Origin of the sequence: Ruania zhangjianzhongii (assembly GCF_008000995.1) — a bacterium.
GTDB lineage: Bacteria > Actinomycetota > Actinomycetes > Actinomycetales > Beutenbergiaceae > Ruania > Ruania zhangjianzhongii.
Map to the genome: position 1 here is coordinate 1,155,701 of NZ_CP042828.1, position 20,051 is coordinate 1,175,751.

Consider the following 20,051-nt stretch of genomic DNA (forward strand, 5'->3'; position numbering starts at 1 on the left):
CTCGTCGTCGTGTCCAGGCGAAGCCAACTATAGTTGACTCATACCAATAATAGTTGGATGATAACGATGTGGACCTCTCCTTCCCGCTTGCGGCCATCACGCCTACCCTCGATGCCGGGGTGCTGCAGGTGCTGGCGGCCACAACCACAGGATGTACAGCGGCTGAGGTTCATCGTCGCCTCGGCCGCGGCAGCGATGAGGGAGTCCGCAAAGTGTTGGCCCGCCTGGTGAGGCAGGGGGTGGTGCTCGTCGAGACGCCTGCCCGTTACCCGGTGTATCGACTGAACCGCGACCACGTGGCCGTGCGTCACATTGAGGCGCTGACCCGGGTCAGGGACGAGATCGTGGGCAACATCCAGACGGAGGTGGCGGGCTGGGAGGTCGCGCCGAGTCACGCCGGCCTGTTCGGGTCCTTCGCGAGGGGGGACGCTGATAACGGCAGCGATATCGACGTTCTACTCGTGCGCCCAGAGCCGCCGGCCGAGCTTGACGAGGACGCTTGGCTCGAACAACTCGACCGCCTTGACCGCCGGGTCCGAGCCTGGACGGGCAATGCCGCACAGATCTTCGATCTCGCCCCCGCCACATTAGGCCTGATGGCTCGCCAGAGGGACCCCCTGGTCGGCTCGTGGCGTGCCGAGATCATTCACGTCCACGGCGAGAACCTTCGAGATCTGCTCCGGAGACTGTGATGAACCCTCGTCACTCCGGTCGCATCGTCACGTGCACGGCCGCGGAGTGCCGTGCGCGCCGCGACCAAGCGCGAGCGTTTCTCGAGGTTGCCGAACTGGTCCTGACCGAAGACCGCCGCGAGGCTCACGTCGCGGCCGCGCTTGCCGTCCTGGCCGGCATTGCGGCCACCGATGCCATCTGCGGGCTCAGCCTCGGCAAATGGAGCCGCGGCCAGGACCACAACCAGGCAGCGGATCTGCTGGGGGAAGTTGCGTTGCGTGAGACCACACTGCCAGCCAAACTCAGGCGCTTGCTCGCGGACAAGGACGCGGCGCATTACTCCCCGAACCTCATCACTGTCGACAAGGCCACAAGCATGGTGCGCCAAGCCACCGCACTACTGGCCGAAGCTGAGGCGCGATGAACCAGCTCGCGACTGCGTGCGCGACGACGGATCGCGGGCCCTCGCAAGGGCCGACTCGCGGCTAGGTCAAGCAGTCGCTTTGCGGCGAAATGACGCATACCCTCGATGTTGCTGATCCTGGCATTGCCGCGTGTTCACGATTAGCTCAAGCGCGACATCTAGCCGCATCTGGGCCGAACTGGACGGCGACGGATTTCGGTCAGCGTCTTCTCGGCGGCTGACGGGCACGGGGCCAAGTTGCGTCGACGATCCGGTGTCGGCGCGGTGGGAGAGAATGTGCGCGTGTCCAACTACCTTGCTCGGGCCATCGAAGGACTATCAACGCCCGGCGTCGAACTCCCTGACGCGCTGCGCGGGCTCTACGTGGTGTCTCGCAGGCTTCGCGCCGACGACCTTACGGCCTGGCTCCGCGCAGAGCTCGACGGTTACCCGGACGACCGGCCAGCGCCGCCGTACCGGACCGCGGAGCAGTTGCCCATCGAGCTCCACTTCGACGGAATGATGCGCACCTCGGACACCATGCGAGTCGCCGGCAACGACCTTCCTGAGGGCCTCGGAGCCGCGCTGCGAGAGCGGCCGATGCGGCAGCCAGTTGCCGAGCTCGCGGCGCTCGCGGCGAGTGACCGTGAGGTCGGAAGTGATCTGCCCCCGACGTGGGTCGATCTGTACCGACAGCACATCGAGACCGGCAGCATCCCGCACATTCAGATGATGGTGCTGAACCGGGCCCGCGTCCTGGTGCCACACACCTACCTACTCGGCATTCTGGACCGGGTGAAGTCCAACGCCCTCGACCTGGCGCTTGACCTCGAGCAGGTCGCGGTGGACGCCGGTGACGCCGGCGGCCCCACGATCAACGACGAGCCAACGCTGGCGGAGGTGGTCACCCAGCACATGACGACGTTGTTTGCACCAAGCGCGACCATCGTGCTCCGGGGGAAATGCGGCCATCGCATCTGGCGCCGGAGGTGCCGCGGTCCAGACAGTCGGCGCCGACCTAGAGGGCCTGCTGAAGGCTGTCGAGGAACTGCTCGACCAGCAAGGACGCAACGACCTCCAGGCTGCGCTGCAGAGCGACGGCGGTGAGCCGGCCGAGAAGACTCGAGGGTTTCTGGAGAAGGTGAAGGGCGGCGCATACGTTCTCGCGGGTGGCCTAACGACTAACGGGGCGTATGACGGTCTTGTTGCGCTAATCAAGTCCGTGTTCGGCGGCTTCACCGGCTGAGCGCTCCGGCCTGTCGCTCTGCATGCTCGGTGCCAGCCACCCTGTGCAGACATCCTGATGCCCGGGTACTGACGGCACAAATCTCGACGTGGCGGAGTGCGGCATGAGCGGATGGTCGTCGAAGCCAAGCTCTGAGCGGAAAGTTCACGTCGCACGCGGCTACGCGCCAGCAGTGTCACAGGCCACCGAAGGCCAGGATCTGTCGTCACCAATCGATGCAGCAGTCCCGATATTCCAAGTAACGCCGCGCAGTGTCGGCGATGGCAACTAGGTTCTAACCATGCTGCGCAGACTCGATGTCAAGGCCCCTTGGCGGTCACTGGATAGCGGTTTCTGGCCCGAAGATCTCCCAGCTGGCTGCAAGACGGTCGTCTACGGCCACAATGGCAGCGGCAAGTCCACCTTGTCGGAGCTACTCCTGAGCCTCGCCGAGGGATCCTCGGCGACCGGCGTCGTGTGGGAAGACGACCACAAGCAGCGCACCAATGTCACGACGGGTGCTTCGAGTCCGTCTCCGGCCATGGCGGTCTTCACCCGCAAGTGGGTCGGAGAGAACCTGTCGGCGTTCCTCGACGGCGCCAACGCTTCGGCGATCGTGACGCTGGGTCGCGAGGCGATCGATGCCAAGGAGGAGGAGGAGCGTCTGGTTGGTGAAATCGAGACGCTCCACGAGCAGGCGGGCGAGGCCGAGAAGCAACGCAGCACGGCCACCGCCAAGGTGGAGGCGTTGGTGCGCAGCGTGCAAGACCAGATCGTTTCCCAACTCAGGGCGTTCGACTACAACCACTTCACGAGGAACCGCTACAGCGTGCCTAAGGTCCAGGAGGATCTCCGGTCGTATCAGGGCGAGTTCCCCGACAGCGACGCCCACGCCGAGGCCTTGAAGCGACTCGGCGAAGGTGCGCCCGCACTGGCCGATGACGTCCCTCCGCCTCCCAGTGGCATTGCCGCGAGGCTCGCTGGCTTGTCGGAGCTTCTCGCAGAGACGCCGACACGGGTGGCGATCGCGACGCTCGACGGCAACCCGACAGCTCAGGCATGGGTCGAGCATGGACTCGCGCTGCACGAAGGAGTCGACCGCTGCCGCTTCTGCGACGGCGAGATCACGAAGGAACGGCGGGCGCAACTGGCACGGCACTTCGATGAGAGTTGGCTCCAGATCCGCGGTAAGGCCAAGGATCTGCTCGGCGCCGTGACGCGCGAGAAGCAGACGCTCGGAGGCTGGCTCGCCTCATTGCCGGCGACCACGAGTCTCGCTGGCGAACTTCAGCCGGTGTACGAGCAGGCCCTCAAGCAGGCCAAGGACGAGATCGACACGCGCGTAACCACGCTTGAAGCCGTGGAGTTTGCGCTCGACGCCAAAGCCACCGATCCCAGCGACGCTCCGGGGGCACCGCATTGGTCGGTACTCTCCACGGCGTTGACCGCCACGGTGCTTGCTCAGGCGGTCAGCGAACACAATGACCAGGCGCGTCGCCACGAAGAGGTGACGGCTGAGCGAAAGCAGGCCGTCCTCGACCACCTCATCGGGTCCCAGAGCCAGGCCATCCGAACGCTTGAGCAGCAGGCCAAGGACCTCACTGACAAAAGCACGACGAGTAAAAAGGCGGCGGTTCTGGCCGAACGCAGTCTGGACAAGGTTCGCCAGGCGCAGTTCACCACCAAGGACATGGCCGACACGCTCACCCGCGATCTCGCCCGTGTCTACGGCAAGGACCACCTCAGCGTGGCGGTCACCGACGACGGCAAGTCGTACGCCTGTCGACGCGGAGACAAGCCCGGTACCGACCTCAGCGAGGGAGAGCGAACCACTCTCTCGCTGCTCTATTTCCTACGGAATCTGGAAGATGAGCAGCAGCCTGGCTGTGACCCGTCTCAGCGGATCGTGGTCATCGATGACCCGTCGAGTTCCCTCGACCGGGAGGCCCTATTCGCCACACACCAATGGCTCATCGACACGCTCAACGGATTCGGGCAGTACATCGTGCTGACGCACGATTTCAGCCTGCTCCGGCTGTTCATCAAGTCACAGAACAACGCCTGGGGCAAGTCCATGAAGCGGATCACCCAGGGTGATGCCGACGAGGTCCGCTTCCCCAAGGTGTCGTTCTTGGAGATGTACGCAGCATCAGCGAACAGCGAGCGTCGAGCCAAGGTGGGGAAGCTCCCGCGGCTGCTGCTCAACAGCACCTCGGAGTACGCCTACCTCTTCGCCATGGTGATGTCCGGCGTGTCCGACTCTGAGGACCACGAGCGCCTCTTCCTGCTACCGAACGCAACACGACGAGTTCTGGAGGTGTTCGCTAGCTATAAGGCACCGCACCTAACGGACTTCTTGCCAGCACTGGAGGTAATGGTGAAGGAGCAGGATGGCGAGCCCTTCCGCGACGTCTACGACTTCTGTAACCGCTACTCCCATGGTGAGGGAAGCGAGACCGTGGATGTCCTTGATGCCCGCGCAGTTCACGGCCAGATCCGACGCTGCATGGAGTTCCTACGAGCGGTCGATGCCGAACACTTCCAACGCATGTGTAAGGCGACCGGAGTTGACCCGACGACGCTTGGCTAGCGCCGTCTCATGCCGCTGAACTTCTGGCCGGTCGCCGAGTTCGATCCATTGCTATTCCGCCGGTGTCTGGACGGCAACGACACGGTTGACAGGTTCGTCGTTCTAGATGGGGAGGCGGAAGTGACCAGGGAGATCAGAGACCGATCTCGATCTCTATTCGCTCCGTCGAGCTGACCCGTCCCGGCGTGTCCGGAGACGCGGTGGGGCTGCACGTGCGTCTTTGTGGGCGGAATGCAGCTGGTCTGGGTCCCGCGTGCGTCGAACTATCACGCGACCCGATCAGCGTGCTCGAAGGCGCACCGGCGCCCGTGGGGGCTGCCCTGGGCACCCCGCCCGCCCACCGCGCGGCTATGATCTGCATGTGCGTGCAGCGTTGCGGGTGCGATACGGCGGCCCCGAGGCCATTAGCTTCGGCAATGTCCCCGAGCCAGTTCCCAGCCGAGGCGAGATCTTGGTGCGCGTGGCCGCCACCACTGTGAACCGCACCGACTGTGCGTACCGGTCCGGGCGCCCGTGGATCAACCGGGTGGTCTGTGGGTGGCCGCGTCCCCGAGTCCAGGTGTTGGGGTCGGAGTACGCCGGCGTGGTGGTCGGCCTCGGGGAGGGCGTCGAGGCCTTCGCCGTGGGCGACCGTGTGTTCGGGTTCGTCGACGGCCGTCCCGGCGCCCATGCCGAACTGGTCACTGTTCCCGTGAACGGGTTGGTCGCCCCGGTGCCCGGGAACTGGGAGCTGGCTGACGCCGCGCCAGGTATGGAGGGCGCGCACTACGCACATGCCTGTCTCCGGGTGACGAACATCGGCCCGGGTGATCGGGCTCTGGTCCACGGTGCCACCGGGGCCATTGGTACCGCACTCGTCCAGCTGCTTCACGCCGAGGGAGTGCAGGTCACTGCGGTATGCGACCGGCTTCCCCCGGGCCGGCCGGACCTGCTGACCGAGCTTGGCGCCGCACACGTCGTCCAGCTGCGCGATGCAGCCGGGCGGACCTCGTTCGGGAGCGGGTTCGATGCCGTCTTCGACGCTACCGGGCACTTTTCGTTCGCTGCTGCTCGCCCGCTACTCCGACCCGGAGGCAGCTACAGCTCCTCCGACCTGGGGCGTGGCGGTCAGAACATCCTGCTCGCCACAGCGGGACCGATGGCCCGGGCGCTGGGCCGCCGCCAGGTGCTGTTCCCGTTGCCTCAAGGCAACGCTGCCCTGGCACGGCACCTGGGCCAGCTGATGGACCGCGGCGCCTACCGTCCAGTGGTGGACCGCACCTTCGACTTCGACGAGCTGCGAGAGGCGTACACCTATGTCGACGCGGGCCGGAAGGTGGGCAACGTCGTGGTCACCATGCCCGCGGCCGGCCGCAACCTGGGCTGAACTTCCCGCCCCGGTACGGCGAGGCACTGCAGTGTTAAGATTCGTGCAGACAACGGGATATCGCACCAGGGAGCACACGATGGCGTGGAGCACGCGCGAACTTGCCGAACTGGCGGGGACGACCGTGAACACGGTGCGGCACTATCACCGGCTCGGTCTGATGAAGGAGCCCGAGCGCCGCTACAACGGCTACAAGCAGTACTCGGTGCCCGATCTCGTGCGGCTGCTCCGAATCCGGCGGCTCGCCGAGCTCGGCGTCCCGCTCTCGCAGATCGCGGAGGTTGAGGCCGCCGGCGATGCCACCCCGGAGGCGCTGCAGGCGGTCGACGCGGAACTCGCCGCGAACGTCGAGAAGCTCCGTCAGGCGCGGGCGGACATCGCGGCCATCCTGCGCGACCAGGCACCGGCGGATGTCCCGCCGGGCTTCGAGGCCGTCGCGAACCGTCTGTCGGAGGCTGATAGCTCGATCCTGCACATCTACCGAAAGCTCTATGACGAAGACGCGATGGCGGACATGCGGCGCATGGTCGAGGCCGACTCCGACGAAGTCAGCAAGGAACTCGACGCGTTGTCGGAGGACGCCGATGAAGAGACGCGGCAGCGCCTGGCGGAGGAGCTCGCGACGAGCCTCGCGCAGAACATGCGGGCCTACCCGTGGCTGACTGACCCGGTCGGCCACCTGTCGAAGAGTGCGCGCGTGACGCAGCAGACCTTCATCGAAGCGATCGTCGAGCTCTACAACCCCGCTCAGCGGGACGTCATGGCACGAGCAGGAATCCTCGCGAGGGAGCAGGTCAGTGCCGAGCAGGGGATTGCCGAGACCCCGGAATGAGAGTCCTGTCACACCGGGCTTGACCCTGTTCTAAGAACACAGACTCTACTGGCGGTCCGAGCCCAGAAGGACTCGGATTTCGCTGCAGAACAAGGAGTCTTTCCCGTGAATCCCATCGCGGACCTCATCCAGAACTTCCAGGAACTGATGGCCCAGGTGCCAGAGTTCCTCCAGCCGTTCATCGTCCTGCTCGGCGGCATGATCCCCTTCATCGAGGGTGACGCCGGCGGCGTCATCGGGGTGCTGGGCGGTATCAATCCCTTCGTCGCCGGGGCCGCCGCAGCCGCCGGGAACCTCATCGCCGTCAGCGCCGTGGTGTACCTCAGCTCGCGAGCCCGTACGGCAGTTGTGGCCAGCCGCTCGGGAGGAGTGCAGACCCTCGAGGAGCCCAAACCCGAGTCGAAGGGAAGACAGCGCGTCCAGAGGTGGCTAGTCCGCTTCGGCGTTCCGGGAGCGAGCCTTCTGGCGCCGGTCGCGATCCCGTCGCACTTCACCGCCGCCCTGTTCGTCGCCTCGGGGGCGCCGCGCCGCTGGGTCTTACTGTGGCAAGCCGTGGCGATCGTGGCCTGGACCGCCCTGACGACGACCCTTATCTGGGTCGGGCTGAACACGGTGCTGATGTGACAGGGCGCCCCGCACAACCCAGCCTCGCCGAGGACCTCCTGCTCCTGCTCTTCCAGCCGAACTCCGGGTCCCAGGGCGCAGGGACCATCGCTGGCGAGAACACGCTGTTCTACATCCTCGCCGGCGCGGCCCTGGCCGACCTCGGGCTCGGTGAGCACGTGCGAACCACCAGCCGCCGGTTCGCCGGCACACTCGTGGAGGCGATCGAAGGCCGTCCGCCCGGCGACGACATCCTGCGCTCGGTGTGGGACTACGTCGCCAAGAAGCCCCGCGGCGTGCAGACGATCCTCGCCGCGGTCGGCCCACGACTGCGCGAACCGCTGCTCGACCGGCTCATCCACCGCGGCGACATTCAGCGCAGCACCCACAGAACCCTCGGCCTGTTCGACACGCAGGTCCTCGAGGGCAGCGGCGGTGAACGACGGGAGAGCCTCATCGCGGCCGTGCGCGCGGTGCTCGTCGACGGTGCGGAGCCCACCCCGCGGGTCGCCGCCCTCGCCGCACTGATCTCGGGCAGCGGGACGCTTCCGCAGTTCCACAAGGAGATCCCCTGGACCTCCGCTGTCATCACCAGGGCCAAGGAACTTGAGCAAGGCAACTGGGGAGCCGAGGCTGCCGCCGAGGCCGTGGCTCGTACCGTCACCGCGGTGATCGTCAACAACGTGATCATCGCTGCGGCAGTACAGCCGAGGACGTAAGAGCCCGGCGGATGCCTGCGGACGCCCCCATCAGACGCGCTCGGCCAGCTTCTCGGCCAGCGCCTCCATCCGGCCGAACGTCCCGGAGTACTCGCCAAAGTGCACCGCCACTTGCGCCGCACCCGCCTCGCGGTAGGCGAGGACGGAGTCCGCGATCTGCTCGACCGGCTCGTCGTTGTCCCACCCGATCCGCAACGACGGCGTGATCGTGCGTTCCGAGGCCAGCTCGGCCAACGCCGTCGCCCGCTCGGCGAACCGCTCCGGACTGGCCGGCAGGCCCTGCCAGATGTCCCCGTAGCGCGCCGCCCGGCGCAGTGCGGCGTCGCTGTTCCCACCGATCATGATCGGCGGCTGCTCGGCCGGCACCGGCGCGAACACCCCCTGCTCGTAGCCGAACCGCCGCCCGCGGTACGGGGCCTGGCCACCAGCGAACAGATGGCGCAGCAGCGCCAGGACATCGTCGGTGACCGCGCCGCGACGAGAGATGTCCGCGCCCAGAGCCTTGAACTCCGGCGCGCTCCAGCCCACGCCGAGTCCGAGAATCACCCGCCCGCCGGAGAGCTCGTGCAGCGTGACCACCTGCTTCGCCAGGACGAACGGGTTCCGCAGCGGCGCCACCAGCACCGACGTGCCGAAGCGCAGGTGCTCGGTCACCGCACTCAGGTGCCCGATCGTCACCAGTGGTTCGTAGACGCCCCCGAAGGTCGGCCCGTACTCGGCCGGCGGCAGAATATGCTCCGGGAGCCACGCCGTCGCGTAGCCCAACTGTTCTGCAGCCCGCGCCAGATCCACCAGAGTTCGTGCCGGCATCTGCGGGGATTCATCGGGCAGGATCACCTGGAGCTCCATACCCGGGCCGAACCACCAATCGGCCACGGACATTCCCACGGAACGACGCCCGGGCACCGAGAAAAAGGATGCGGCCGGCCGACGCCGCCCGGCTACCCTCACCGCATGTCTCCCACCTTCGTGCTCGTCCACGGTGCCTTCAGCAGTTCGTTCACCTTCGCGCCCCTACAGGCCGAACTGGCCCTACAGGGACACCGCTCCCTCGCCGTCGACCTGCCGGGCCACGGCTTCGAGGCGACGTACTCCGCGCACTACCAGGCCCCGCAGGACCTCGAAAAGCTGGCCACGGTGCCGAGCAGCATCGCCGGCGTCACTCTCGCCGACAACGCCGCCCGCGTGATCGAGGTACTCGAACGCGTCAAGGAGCATGGCCCGGTGATCCTGGTCGGCCACAGCCGCGGCGGCATCACGATCACCGCCGTCGCCAACGCCCGGCCCGATCTGATCGACCGGATCGTCTACATCTGCGCATGGGCGCCGGTCGAGCTGGACGTCGGCGACTACTACAACGAGCCGGAGATGGCCGACTCCGACGCCGCCGCCCTCGCCGGCGCCATGATCGCCAACCCGGCCGAGCTCGGTGCGCTGCGGTCCAACTTCCGCACCGCGGACGCCGACGTGCTCGCTGGCTTCAAGCACGCCTTCCTCGCCGACGGCACCGACGAGGAGTTCCTCGCCTTCATGAACACCTTCCAGCCGGACGAGAACCTCGACGTCGGCGGCAGCGCAGACCGCGCCCAAGCCGACACCTGGGGCACGATCCCGAAAACCTACGTGCGTCTCAGCGAAGACACCAGCTGTCCACCGGCGATGCAGGATCGGATGATCCGGGAAGGTAACGCGCTCACCCCGGACAACCCGTACCAGGTGCACACGCTCACCTCGAGCCACCTACGCTGGCTGGTCCACCCCCGCCCCGCCGCCGAGCTGCTCGCCGGGATCGCTTCGGACTGAGGGTGCGGGGCGCTCCGGCCGGGTCAGCCCTCCAGTGCCACGGCGGCGACGAGTCGACGGGCGAGCGATGCGGGCTCGGCGATCGCTTCACCCGCATAGGTGGCCAGGAACGCTTCGTGCAGGGCAGCTCCCGTGAGCAGACGCGCGACAGCGTCGGTGTCGATCTCGGGCAGCCGGCCGAGGCCCACCTCCTCATCGAGGTACCGGTGCACGATCTGTGCGGGGCCGTGCGGTCCCACGCCACGTGCCGCCATCACCTCCCGGTGCGCGGTGAGCAGCTCCGCACTGCTGAAGATCGAGACGGCGATGGTGAAGCCTTGTGCGTAGAACGCCAGCAGGTTCGCCACCAGGTGCTCGAGATTGCCGGCCACAGCGCCGGAACCGGGCGATCCGCCGGCCAGATCGAGACGAGGCGAACGCTCGGTCAGGACCTGCACGAAAATGTCGTGCTTGTCCGGGAAGTGCTTGTACAGCAGTGCCTCCGAACATCCGGCCTCGCGGGCGATCTCCTTGGTGGTGGCGTGCACCAGTCCGTCACGGCGCATGATCACTGCCGCGGCGTCGAGAATTCGCTCTCGCGCCGGCGGCGTCCTCGTGTGGTCGGCAGGGGTTGACGCAGGCGTGACCATACTGCCATCGTAGGGGTGAGTGAACACTCACTCACCCATGATGGAGGATCATGCTGACTGCAGAGCGCGTGAGCGTCCCGTTACCGAACGCTTCCTGTGACCGGCTCGTCCCGACGGACGGCGGCGCATGGGTGAGCACGTGACGCGCCGCAGGTTCCTCTGGCCGGCGGTCGCGCTCGCGGTCCTGGTGATCGAGTTGGGCGCGACCCTCGGCACCGTCAACGGCGAGCCGTTCTCACCGGTCGCCGGTTGGGGGCCGACCCGCCCCGCCGATGCCCTCGCCTTCGCGGCCGTGGTACTCGGCTGTGGCGCCCTCGCGCTCATCGACCGCTTCCCGCGCACCGTCGCGGTCGTCGCCACCGGCTCGTACGTCGTCTTCGCCCTCCGTGACCATGAGCTCGGGATGTTCTTGCCGCCGATGGTGGCCACCTTCGCCCTCGCGGCACTGACTCGGCACCGCCGTACTGCGATCGTGTCCGCTCTGACCAGCCTGGCTGCCGCGATGATCTGGGTGGCCGGCCGAACCGGGACGATCGCGGATTCGGGGGTCGCGCTGCTCGGCTGGGTGGCGTTCGCCGCCGTGCTCGCTGTGTTCTTCCTGGTGCCGCTGCTGATCGGTGAGATCGTCCGCACTCGGTCACTGCTCCGGGCAGCTCGAAGCCGGCCAGTAGCAGTACTGCCGCCTCTGGGCTGACTCGGTGGCCGCAGGTAGTGTGCTGGCGTGCCGGAAACCACCACGCCCGCAGCGCCCGCCAGTTTCGCCGACTTCACCGACGTCGACGCCTTTCTCCGCATCCCGCGGCTGACCGCCCTCGCGGCCGGACCTCGGGGCCGAGCCGTCGCCGTGATCGCCGAGTGCGACGAGCACGGGTCGAAGCTTCTCTCCTCACTCTGGGAGCTCGATCCGGCCGGCGAGCAGCCCGCGCGCCGGCTCACCTTCTCCGCGAAGGGGGAGTCCGCGCCGCTGTTCGCCCCGGACGGCAGCCTGCTGTTCACCTCGGCCCGACCGGACCCGCAGGGCGAGGACGATGACGAGACTGCCGCGATCTGGCGGCTGCCGGTCACCGGGGAGGCCAGCGTGGTCGCCACTGCCCCCGGCGGGCTGAACCTGGTCGCGGTCGCCGACGACGGCACCATCCTGGCCACCACCACCATCCTGCCCGGCACCAGCATCGACGAGGACGCCGAGGCCCGCAAGGCGCGCAAGGACGCCGGCCGCACCACCATCTGGCACACGGGGATGCCGGTGCGGTTCTGGGACCACGAGGTCGACGACCTCAGCACCCGACTGGTGCTCATCGCCCCGGACGGCAACCTGCGAGACCTGACCTCCGCCGTCGGCACGGTGGAGCTGCGCAATGCCAGCGCCGACCTCTCCCCGGACGGGCGGACCGTGGCGACCACCTGGATCGAGCGCATCCGCGGCGGCGAGACCCGCACCTCGCTGGTGCTGATCGACACTGCGACGGGGGAGCGGACCCCGTTCCTGACCGCCGACCAGTCCAACCAGTACTCCGGTCCGAGGTTCTCCCCGGACGGCAACCGGATTGCGGTCACCCGCAGCACGATCGGCACCCCCACCGACACCACGTACTCCTTCCTGGAGATCCATCCGGTCGGCAGCGGTGAGAAGGTCAGCGTGGACGTCGGCGATCTCACCGCCAGCGAGTACGTCTGGACCGAGGCCGGCACCCTCCTGGTCACCGGGGACCTGCACTCCTCCGGTGCGATCCTCGCCGTGGATCCGGCCACCGGGGCGGTCAGCACGATTGCCGACGGCGGCGTCTACTCGTCTCTGAGCACGTCCGGTTCCGCAGTGCTCGCCCTGCGAAACGACATGGCCACCCCGGCCCGGCCGGTGCGCCTCGAGGGCAGCGTCGTGACCGAGCTGGCGGCACCGGGCGCGGTCAACACCCTTCCGGGCTCGCTGGAGTGGGTGAGTACAGAGGTGGACGGCGTGGCCCTGGGCGGCTGGCTGTGCGTGCCCGCCGGTGCGAGCGCCGACGATCCCGCACCCGTGATGCTCTGGATCCACGGCGGCCCGCACGGCTCCTACAACGCCTGGAGCTGGCGCTGGTGCCCCTGGCTGGCTGTCGCTCGCGGCTACGCCGTGCTGCTGCCGGACCCGGCGATGTCCACCGGCTACGGCCACGCCGGGCTGAACCGCGGCTGGCCGCGCCTCCCGGATGTGGTCTACCGCGAGTGCGAGACGCTGTTCGACCAGGTGCTCGCCCGCGCGGAGCTGGACGAACGGCGGACCGCGATGCTCGGTGCCTCCTTCGGCGGCTTCATGGCGAACTGGATCGCCGGGCACACCGACCGGTTCGACGCGATCGTCACCCACGCCGGCCTGTGGGCCCTGGACCAGCAGCACCGCACCACCGACGCCGCCGCCGGCAAGATGCGAGTGCACGGCCACGAGGAGACGAACGCGGACTGGTACCGGGCGTACTCTCCGCACCACGCCGCTGGTGAGATCCGGACGCCGGTGCTGATCACCCACGGCAACCGGGACTACCGGGTGCCGATCAGCGAGGCGCTGCGGATGTGGTGGGACCTGGTCTCCGGCTGGGACGGGGAGCCGGAGACGATGCCGCACCGGTTCCTGCAGCTGACCAGCGAGAACCACTGGGTGCTCACCCCCGCCAACGCCCGCACCTGGAACGAGACCGTGCTCGCGTTCTGCGACCAGCACGTGCGCGGCGGGGAGCCGGTGCCGGACGTGCTGGGCTGGTAGGACCTATCGCTGCGCTGGGACGGTGAGGCTCGCGCTCAGCTGGACGCGGAGTCGATTCAATGGCGAACCGGTTCTCTGACATCCGACGTCACTGGCCGTATATCAACACAATCTGAGTCTTGCACCGCCTGTACCTCGACAGATAGAGTCGAACCGGTTCGCAGGATCTACGTGAGGAGGCGCTATGGTCACCATCGGTGATGTCGCCTCGACTGCACGAGTTTCGCGGAGTACGGCGTCGTACGCGTTGTCGGGAAAGCGTTCGGTCTCGACCGAGGTGCGCAGTCGGGTGGAAGCCGCGGTCCGCGAGCTCGGATACACGCCGAACGCGGGTGCGCGTGCTCTGGCTACCTCGCAGACCCATGTGATCGGCTTGCTGGCACAGTTCCTCGCTGACGAGTTCGCTCCCGCGATGCTCCAGTACATGCTGGGCGTCTCGAACACGGCACGCGAGCTCGGCTACGACATCCTCCTCGCCACGGAGGAGGATGGTCGCAACGCACTGCGGCGGATGACCGATTCGCGCATGGTCGACGGCATCGTCTTGTTGAACGTCGCCGAACATGACGACCGCTTGCCGATCCTCCGCAGCGCGGCACAACCGGGAGCGCTCGTCGGGCTCCCGGCCGACTGCTCCGGGGTCGACGTCTTCGACCTCGACTTCGAAGAGGCCGGCCGGCTGATGGTCGAGCATCTACGCACTCTCGGTCACCGGGAACTGATCCTGGTCTCCCAGCCGGAGCACGTCGTCGACCGCGGTGGCGCCTATGTCTGGCGTCTGCAGAACGCGGCCATCGCGGCAGCCCGGCGATCCGGTGTGCACCTGCACGCGGCGTTCGCACCGTCGCGCCAGCCTGAGGTCGGACGTGACCTGAATGCCTTGCTCGATGCACACCCGGGTGCGACCGGGCTGCTGATCAACAACGAGGCCGCCGCGGCTGCACTGCCTTCTGTCCTGCATGAGCGCAGTGTCAGCGCACCGGCGGACCTCTCCGTCATCGGGCGTTACTCCGACGAGTTCGCCCGCACGTTCTCCCTGCCGTACTCCTCGATCGAGAGCGCTCCCGACCGACTCGGTCGGATGGCCGTCCGTGAACTCGTTCGCCGGATCGAGGGCGAGGTGGGACACGACGATTCGCACGTGGTGCGGTTCGTCACGCCCGAACTGGTCGACCGCGGTAGCACCGCGTCCCCACCGGAGGTCTGATTTCCACGTCCGATCGATTCGGACTTGTGCCAGCACGTCGAGCGAACCGGTTCGACAGGCGCTCGCCCGACAGCTCGAACACTTCTCGCGGTCCCGAAGCCCTCGGCGGCCATCGTTCAAGGAGGAACTCATGCAACAGCCCACGCGCAGATCAACCGTCCTCACCGCCACGGCGGCTCTGGCCGCCGCCAGCATGGCTGTGCTCGGCGCCTGTTCATCAGCCGGCAGCAGCTCCGGTGGCGAATCGGCCGCCGACGGAACGTACACCTGGTGGGATCCCTACCCCCAGCACGACGGGTCTTCGGACTGGGAAGCCCGCGTCCAGACTTGTGGCGAGGAAGCGGGTGTCAGCATCGAGCGCACCGCTTACGACACCACTGCACTGACCAACCAGGCACTCCTCTCGGCGCAGGAAGGGTCCTCGCCGGATGTCATCCTTATTGACAACCCAGCAGTGTCGACACTCGCTGAGACCGGGATGCTGACCACGGTCAGCGAGTTCGGGCTGGACACCTCCTCGATCGAGGAGAACCTGCTCGACGCCGGTGTGGTCGACGGTGAGGCCTACGGCATCCCGATCGGCGCGAACACCCTGTCTCTCTACTACAACGCCGACGTGCTCGAGAACGCCGGCGTGGACCCGACCTCAGTCACTGACTGGGAGTCGCTGACTGCAGCTCTGGCCCAGATCACCGATGCCGGCGACAAGGGAATCACCTTCGCCGCGATCGGGACCGAGGAAGGCACGTTCCAGTTCCTCCCCTGGTTCTGGGGCGCGGGCGCCGACCTGGAGGACCTGGACTCGCCCGAGGGCGTTGCCGCACTCGAGTTGTGGAAGGGCTGGCTCGACGAGGGATACGCACCGAACTCGATCATCAACAACTCGCAGAACACCACCTGGGAGGAGTTCCTCACCGGTGACTTCGGGTTCGCCGAGAACGGCACCTGGCAGGTCAACAGCGCCGCAGAGGCTGAGTTCGAGACCGGGATCATCCAGCTGCCGGCCCGAGACGGGGGAGTTGCCCCGGCGCCCACCGGCGGCGAGTTCATCGTCGCCCCGGTGCAGTCGAATACCGCTCGCTACGACGTGACTCGCCAGATCGTCGAGTGCATGACCACACCGGAGGGCTTCGTCGAGACTGCGACGACGTTCGCGTACTACATCCCGCCAACGGCCGAGGGCCAGGAACAGCTGCTGACGCAGAATCCGGAGCTCGAGCCCTGGGTCGAGGCCGTCAACAACGCTCAGGGTCGCACCGGTAACGGACTGGGCACCGACTATCCGCTGATCTCCGAGGCGCTGTGGACCGCCGTGCAGAACGCGCTCTCCGGTGTGTCCACACCGCAAGAAGCGCTGGAGACCGCACAGGCCGACGCCGAGGCCGCGACCAGCTAGTTCCCCGACCGCCGGTGCTGAACGGTGTGCCCTCGGGCGCGCCAATCAGCAGGAAGAGGATCATGACGAGCATCTCTCCCACCGCTCGCCCCGGCGCGGGTGAGCATGGTGCGGCGGGTGGCGAACCCGCCGCACCACGTCGCCGCCGGCGCCGCAGCACACTGAACCCGAGCCAGTGGTCCGCCGTAGCCTTCGCCGCACCGCTGTTGATATATCTCGTGCTGTTCTACGCCTACCCGTTGTGGCGCAACATCGACCTGTCGGTCCACGACTACACCGTCCGCGCGTTCGTGCAGGGCGACGCCGAGTTCGTCGGGTGGCAGAACTACGTCGAGGTGATCCGGTCTCCGACCTTCCCGACGGCGCTGAGGAACACCGCGCTGTTCACTCTGGGGTCGATCGCCGTGCAGTTCACGCTCGGGCTAGGTTTGGCGGTGTTCTTCCGGGCCAACTTCCGGCTCTCCGGCGTGCTGCGCGCACTGTTCCTGGTGCCCTGGCTGCTGCCGCTGATCGTGTCGGCATCGACCTGGGCGTGGATGCTCAACAGTGACAACGGCATCGTGAACTCGGTACTGACCGCGTTCGGGTTCGACCCGGTCAACTGGCTCACCTCTCCGGGGATGTCGCTGCTGTCGGTGACCTTGGCCAACATCTGGTTGGGCATCCCGTTCAACCTGGTGATCCTCTACTCCGGTCTGCAGAACATCCCGGACGACATGTACGAGGCGGCGGCACTGGACGGCGCGGGTGCGTGGCGCCGCTTCCGCAGCATCACCCTGCCGTTGCTGCGCGCAGTCTCGGCGATCACTCTCCTGCTCGGGCTGATCTACACGCTGAAGGTCGTGGACGTGATCTGGGTGATGACCACGGGTGGGCCAGGCGACACCTCGACGACGCTTGCCATCTGGTCCTACCGCGAGGCATTCGGTACCGGACAGCCCGACTTCTCCCCAGCCGCTGCTGTGGGTAGCCTGCTCATCCTCATCGCTCTGGTGTTCGGATTCCTCCACCTGCAGCTTCAACGGCGACAGGAGGACTCATGACACCCCGACGCCGACTGCCGAAGAACTGGTGGAAGACGGCACTCGGCCTGCTGTTCACGGCCATCATGCTCTTCCCCGCCTACTGGATGCTGAACGTCTCCCTCACCCGCACCGGTGACCTGCGTGCAGATCCGCCGCACTGGTTCCCGTGGGACCCCACGCTCGAGGGCTACCAGGCGGTCTTCGACCAGCAGATCCCGGCACTGGGCACGTCGTTGTTCGTCGGCCTCGGCAGTGTGCTGCTCACCGTGGTGATCGCAGCCCCGGCCGGCTACGCACTGGCCCTGCTGCACCTGCGTGGCGGCCGAACCCTGAACTTTCTCCTGCTCGTGGCGCAGATGATCCCGGCAGTGGTGATGGCGATGGGCTTCTACGCCGTCTACAACAACCTCGGGCTGCTGAACAGCATCGGCGGGCTGATCATTGCCGACACCACGATCGCCGTACCGTTCGGCGTGCTGCTGTTCACCGCATTCATGTCGGGGATCCCGCGCGAGCTGCTCCAGGCCGCCCGGGTGGACGGTGCCGGAACGTGGCGCACCTTCCGCTCGATCGTGCTCCCGGTGAGCCGGAACTCGGTCCTGACCGTCTCGCTGTTCGCCTTCCTCTGGGCGTGGTCGGACTTCATCTTCGCCTCGACGCTCAGCCGCAACGCCGACTTCATCCCGATCACGCTGAGCATCTACAACTACATCGGCAACAACACCACGCAATGGAACGCCATCATGGCGACCGCCGTCGTCGCCTCGGTGCCGGCAGCGGTCCTGCTGGTGGTCGCGCAACGCTATGTGGCCGCTGGCGTGACCGCCGGTGCTGTCAAGGACTGACGAAGGGCAACTGAAGTGACTAACCTGACCCGCCGCCCCCACCGCGCACGCCCGGTCGCCCCTCCGGGTGCCCGTCGCGGTCTCGGGATCGGTGAGTTCCGCCTCGATGGCGGATTTTGGGGGACGCGTCAGGCGACGAACGCTCGTGCCACCCTGCAGCACTGCCACGACTGGATGGAGCAGCTCGGTTGGCTGGCGAACTTTGACCGGGTCGCGAATGGCACGACCGGTGCCGACCGTCCCGGTTGGCCGTTCTCGGACTCAGAGGTGTACAAGCTCCTGGAGGCGATCGCCTGGGAGATCGGGCGCTCCGGCGACCCGGGCGCGGAATGGATGTGGGACTCGCTCGTCGATCGCGTTGCCGCTGCACAGGACGAGGACGGCTACCTCAGCACCTGCTTCGGGCATCCCGGCCGCCCCGGCCGCTACACCGACCTCTCCAACGGGCACGAGCTGTACTGCCTAGGACACCTGTTCCAAGCGGCAGTCGCACGATTGCGTTCCTACGGCCCGGACCGCCTGGTCGAGGTGGCCCGCCGTGCTGCCGACCACGTCTGCCAGGAGTTCGGACCCGAGGGGCGCGCCGACCTCTGCGGGCACCCCGGGATCGAGGTAGGCCTGGCCGAGCTCGGCCGCGCCCTGAACGAACCCCGCTACCTCGAGCAGGCCCGGCTGTTCGTGGAGCGCCGCGGGCACGGCACCCTCCCGCTGATCCCACTGCGCGGGTCTGCCTACTTCCAGGATGACGTCCCGGTGCGGCAGGCGAGCGTGTTGCGCGGGCATGCGGTGCGTGCCCTCTACCTCGCTGCGGGAGCTGTGGACATCGCGGTCGACACTGGTGACCGGGAGTTGCAGGACGCGATTGAGCGGCAGTGGGCCGCCACCGTGGAACGGCGCACCTACATCACGGGCGGGATGGGTTCGCGCCACCAGGACGAGGCCTTCGGCGACGACTGGGAGCTGCCGCCGGACCGGGCCTACTGCGAGACCTGTGCCGGTGTGGCCTCGGTGATGCTGTCCTGGCGGCTGCTGCTGGCGACCGATGATGTCCGGTACGCCGACTTGACCGAACGTACCCTCTTCAACGTCGTTGCCACATCCCTGCGGTCCGACGGTCGAGGCTTCTTCTACGCCAACCCGTTGCAGCAGCGCGAGCCGGGCACCGAGGTGCGACCGGATGCGGTCAATCCGCGTGCCGAAGGAGGGGTACGGGCGCCGTGGTTCGACGTCTCATGCTGTCCCACCAACGTCGCCCGCACCCTCTCGTCCTGGCACACCTACGCTGCGACGATCGAGCAGACCGGGGCACAGGTGCTGGTCACTATCAGCCAGTATGCCGCCGGCGACCTGCGGATCACCCTGGACGACGGTCAGACGGTGGTGCTGCGAGTGGACACCGCCTATCCCGACGAGGGTACGGTGCGCGTCGAGGTGGCGCAGGTCCCGGCATCGGTACAGCTCGCCGTCCGGCTGCGGGTTCCGGACTGGGCCGACGGCGCCACTCTGGTTGGCACCGATGGTCACCCGGATCCGGTCGAGCCGGGGTGGGTCACCGGTCCTGACCGGTTGCCCGCCGGGGCTGTAGTCACCCTGGAGATTCCCCTGCCGCCACGACTGACTCGCCCGGACCCGCGCCTGGACGCCACCCGCGGCACTGTGGCGGTCGAGCGTGGCCCGTTGGTGCTGTGCCTGGAGTCCGTGGACCTCCCTGACGGGACCGTGCTGGAGCAGGTGCGACTGCCTACCCGGGCCGAGATCGGTGCGGCGGGGGACGGCGCGCGCGTCAACGCCCGCGCCGTCGCCCTGCCCGGGACCGGTGACGGCACGCTGCCCTTCTATCCCGTCGGCGCCGAACCCCGGCGGCAGGAGGACGTCCTCGCGCAGGCACCCGCAGACGATGAGGCTGGCCTGGAACTGACTCTGGTGCCCTACCACAGGTGGGCAGAACGCGGCCCCTCGACCATGCGAGTGTTCCTGCCCACCGACTGACCCACACGCC

Annotated in this window: 18 protein-coding genes; 16 read left to right on the forward strand and 2 right to left on the reverse strand. The window is 67.5% G+C overall.

All coding sequences use genetic code 11. The features are described 5' to 3' along the window. The first annotated feature begins 53 nt into the window (after nucleotides 1-53). The 8 genes from FU260_RS05345 (at nucleotide 54) to FU260_RS05380 (ending at nucleotide 8,410) form a co-directional block, all read left to right on the forward strand. Entirely contained in the window at nucleotides 54-692 is a 639-nt protein-coding gene (locus FU260_RS05345) for a nucleotidyltransferase family protein (RefSeq protein WP_147916120.1), read from the forward strand. Continuing rightward, on the forward strand, nucleotides 692-1,096 hold the full coding sequence (locus FU260_RS05350; RefSeq protein WP_147916121.1) for a hypothetical protein: 405 nt from the start codon (nucleotides 692-694) through the stop codon (nucleotides 1,094-1,096). Before FU260_RS05345 ends, FU260_RS05350 begins: the two co-directional genes overlap by 1 nt. 282 nt (nucleotides 1,097-1,378) lie before the next feature. Continuing rightward, nucleotides 1,379-2,182 carry an AbiTii domain-containing protein gene (locus FU260_RS05355; RefSeq protein ID WP_147916122.1) on the forward strand — a complete coding sequence of 268 codons (804 nt, stop codon included), beginning with the start codon at nucleotides 1,379-1,381 and terminating at the stop codon, nucleotides 2,180-2,182. Nucleotides 2,183-2,601: 419 nt separating this feature from the next. Further along, on the forward strand, nucleotides 2,602-4,890 hold the full coding sequence (locus tag FU260_RS05360) for an AAA family ATPase (RefSeq protein ID WP_147916123.1): 2,289 nt from the start codon (nucleotides 2,602-2,604) through the stop codon (nucleotides 4,888-4,890). 361 nt (nucleotides 4,891-5,251) lie between these two features. Next, nucleotides 5,252-6,256, forward strand: a complete 1,005-nt coding sequence (locus FU260_RS05365) for a quinone oxidoreductase family protein (RefSeq protein WP_168211662.1) — start codon at nucleotides 5,252-5,254, stop codon at nucleotides 6,254-6,256. Between the two features lie 79 nt (nucleotides 6,257-6,335). Next, nucleotides 6,336-7,088, forward strand: coding sequence for a MerR family transcriptional regulator (locus FU260_RS05370; protein WP_147916125.1), 753 nt, complete (start codon nucleotides 6,336-6,338; stop codon nucleotides 7,086-7,088). Nucleotides 7,089-7,193: 105 nt separating this feature from the next. Further along, nucleotides 7,194-7,712, forward strand: coding sequence for a small multidrug efflux protein (locus FU260_RS05375; protein ID WP_235912433.1), 519 nt, complete (start codon nucleotides 7,194-7,196; stop codon nucleotides 7,710-7,712). After that, a complete protein-coding gene (locus FU260_RS05380) occupies nucleotides 7,709-8,410 on the forward strand; it encodes a GOLPH3/VPS74 family protein (RefSeq protein WP_147916126.1) in 702 nt (233 codons plus the stop codon). The genes FU260_RS05375 and FU260_RS05380 overlap by 4 nt, the downstream gene beginning before the upstream one ends. Nucleotides 8,411-8,440: 30 nt before the next feature. Here the strand turns inward: FU260_RS05380 and FU260_RS05385 are convergent, their stop codons facing one another. Next, on the reverse strand, nucleotides 8,441-9,292 hold the full coding sequence (locus FU260_RS05385; protein WP_210418205.1) for a TIGR03619 family F420-dependent LLM class oxidoreductase: 852 nt from the start codon (nucleotides 9,290-9,292) through the stop codon (nucleotides 8,441-8,443). A gap of 72 nt (nucleotides 9,293-9,364) precedes the next feature. Here FU260_RS05385 and FU260_RS05390 point away from each other — a divergent pair, with 72 nt between their 5' ends. Beyond that, on the forward strand, nucleotides 9,365-10,213 hold the full coding sequence (locus FU260_RS05390; protein WP_147916127.1) for an alpha/beta fold hydrolase: 849 nt from the start codon (nucleotides 9,365-9,367) through the stop codon (nucleotides 10,211-10,213). 23 nt (nucleotides 10,214-10,236) lie between these two features. Here FU260_RS05390 and FU260_RS05395 read toward each other — a convergent pair whose 3' ends face one another. After that, nucleotides 10,237-10,842 carry a TetR/AcrR family transcriptional regulator gene (locus FU260_RS05395; RefSeq protein ID WP_147916128.1) on the reverse strand — a complete coding sequence of 202 codons (606 nt, stop codon included), beginning with the start codon at nucleotides 10,840-10,842 and terminating at the stop codon, nucleotides 10,237-10,239. Between the two features lie 127 nt (nucleotides 10,843-10,969). Between FU260_RS05395 and FU260_RS05400 the strand changes: the two genes are divergently transcribed. The 7 genes from FU260_RS05400 (at nucleotide 10,970) to FU260_RS05430 (ending at nucleotide 20,041) form a co-directional block, all read left to right on the forward strand. Beyond that, a complete protein-coding gene (locus FU260_RS05400; RefSeq protein WP_147916129.1) occupies nucleotides 10,970-11,536 on the forward strand; it encodes a hypothetical protein in 567 nt (188 codons plus the stop codon). A 27-nt stretch (nucleotides 11,537-11,563) separates the two neighbouring features. Next, complete coding sequence (locus FU260_RS05405; RefSeq protein WP_147916130.1) at nucleotides 11,564-13,579, forward strand: S9 family peptidase; 2,016 nt, start codon at nucleotides 11,564-11,566, stop codon at nucleotides 13,577-13,579. Nucleotides 13,580-13,763: 184 nt separating this feature from the next. Next, nucleotides 13,764-14,786, forward strand: a complete 1,023-nt coding sequence (locus FU260_RS05410) for a LacI family DNA-binding transcriptional regulator (protein WP_147916131.1) — start codon at nucleotides 13,764-13,766, stop codon at nucleotides 14,784-14,786. 130 nt (nucleotides 14,787-14,916) lie between these two features. Beyond that, a complete protein-coding gene (locus FU260_RS05415; protein WP_147916132.1) occupies nucleotides 14,917-16,182 on the forward strand; it encodes a sugar ABC transporter substrate-binding protein in 1,266 nt (421 codons plus the stop codon). Nucleotides 16,183-16,244: 62 nt separating this feature from the next. Beyond that, complete coding sequence (locus FU260_RS05420) at nucleotides 16,245-17,225, forward strand: carbohydrate ABC transporter permease (RefSeq protein WP_147916133.1); 981 nt, start codon at nucleotides 16,245-16,247, stop codon at nucleotides 17,223-17,225. Next, nucleotides 17,222-18,052 (forward strand): carbohydrate ABC transporter permease, encoded by an 831-nt coding sequence (locus tag FU260_RS05425; protein WP_147916134.1) that lies wholly within the window; start codon nucleotides 17,222-17,224, stop codon nucleotides 18,050-18,052. Before FU260_RS05420 ends, FU260_RS05425 begins: the two co-directional genes overlap by 4 nt. 15 nt (nucleotides 18,053-18,067) lie before the next feature. Beyond that, nucleotides 18,068-20,041 (forward strand): glycoside hydrolase family 127 protein, encoded by a 1,974-nt coding sequence (locus tag FU260_RS05430; protein WP_147916135.1) that lies wholly within the window; start codon nucleotides 18,068-18,070, stop codon nucleotides 20,039-20,041. The last annotated feature ends 10 nt before the right edge of the window (nucleotides 20,042-20,051 follow it).

What these genes read in the sequence shown, in the direction of transcription:
- FU260_RS05350 (WP_147916121.1), top strand. Translation starts at nt 692, where the DNA reads ATGAACCCTCGTCACTCCGGTCGCATCGTCACGTGCACGGCCGCGGAG.
- FU260_RS05360 (WP_147916123.1), top strand. Translation starts at nt 2,602, where the DNA reads ATGCTGCGCAGACTCGATGTCAAGGCCCCTTGGCGGTCACTGGATAGC.
- FU260_RS05370 (WP_147916125.1), top strand. Translation starts at nt 6,336, where the DNA reads ATGGCGTGGAGCACGCGCGAACTTGCCGAACTGGCGGGGACGACCGTG.
- FU260_RS05385 (WP_210418205.1), bottom strand. Translation starts at nt 9,292, where the DNA reads ATGTCCGTGGCCGATTGGTGGTTCGGCCCGGGTATGGAGCTCCAGGTG.
- FU260_RS05390 (WP_147916127.1), top strand. Translation starts at nt 9,365, where the DNA reads ATGTCTCCCACCTTCGTGCTCGTCCACGGTGCCTTCAGCAGTTCGTTC.
- FU260_RS05395 (WP_147916128.1), bottom strand. Translation starts at nt 10,842, where the DNA reads ATGGTCACGCCTGCGTCAACCCCTGCCGACCACACGAGGACGCCGCCG.
- FU260_RS05400 (WP_147916129.1), top strand. Translation starts at nt 10,970, where the DNA reads ATGGGTGAGCACGTGACGCGCCGCAGGTTCCTCTGGCCGGCGGTCGCG.
- FU260_RS05410 (WP_147916131.1), top strand. Translation starts at nt 13,764, where the DNA reads ATGGTCACCATCGGTGATGTCGCCTCGACTGCACGAGTTTCGCGGAGT.
- FU260_RS05415 (WP_147916132.1), top strand. Translation starts at nt 14,917, where the DNA reads ATGCAACAGCCCACGCGCAGATCAACCGTCCTCACCGCCACGGCGGCT.
- FU260_RS05420 (WP_147916133.1), top strand. Translation starts at nt 16,245, where the DNA reads ATGACGAGCATCTCTCCCACCGCTCGCCCCGGCGCGGGTGAGCATGGT.
- FU260_RS05425 (WP_147916134.1), top strand. Translation starts at nt 17,222, where the DNA reads ATGACACCCCGACGCCGACTGCCGAAGAACTGGTGGAAGACGGCACTC.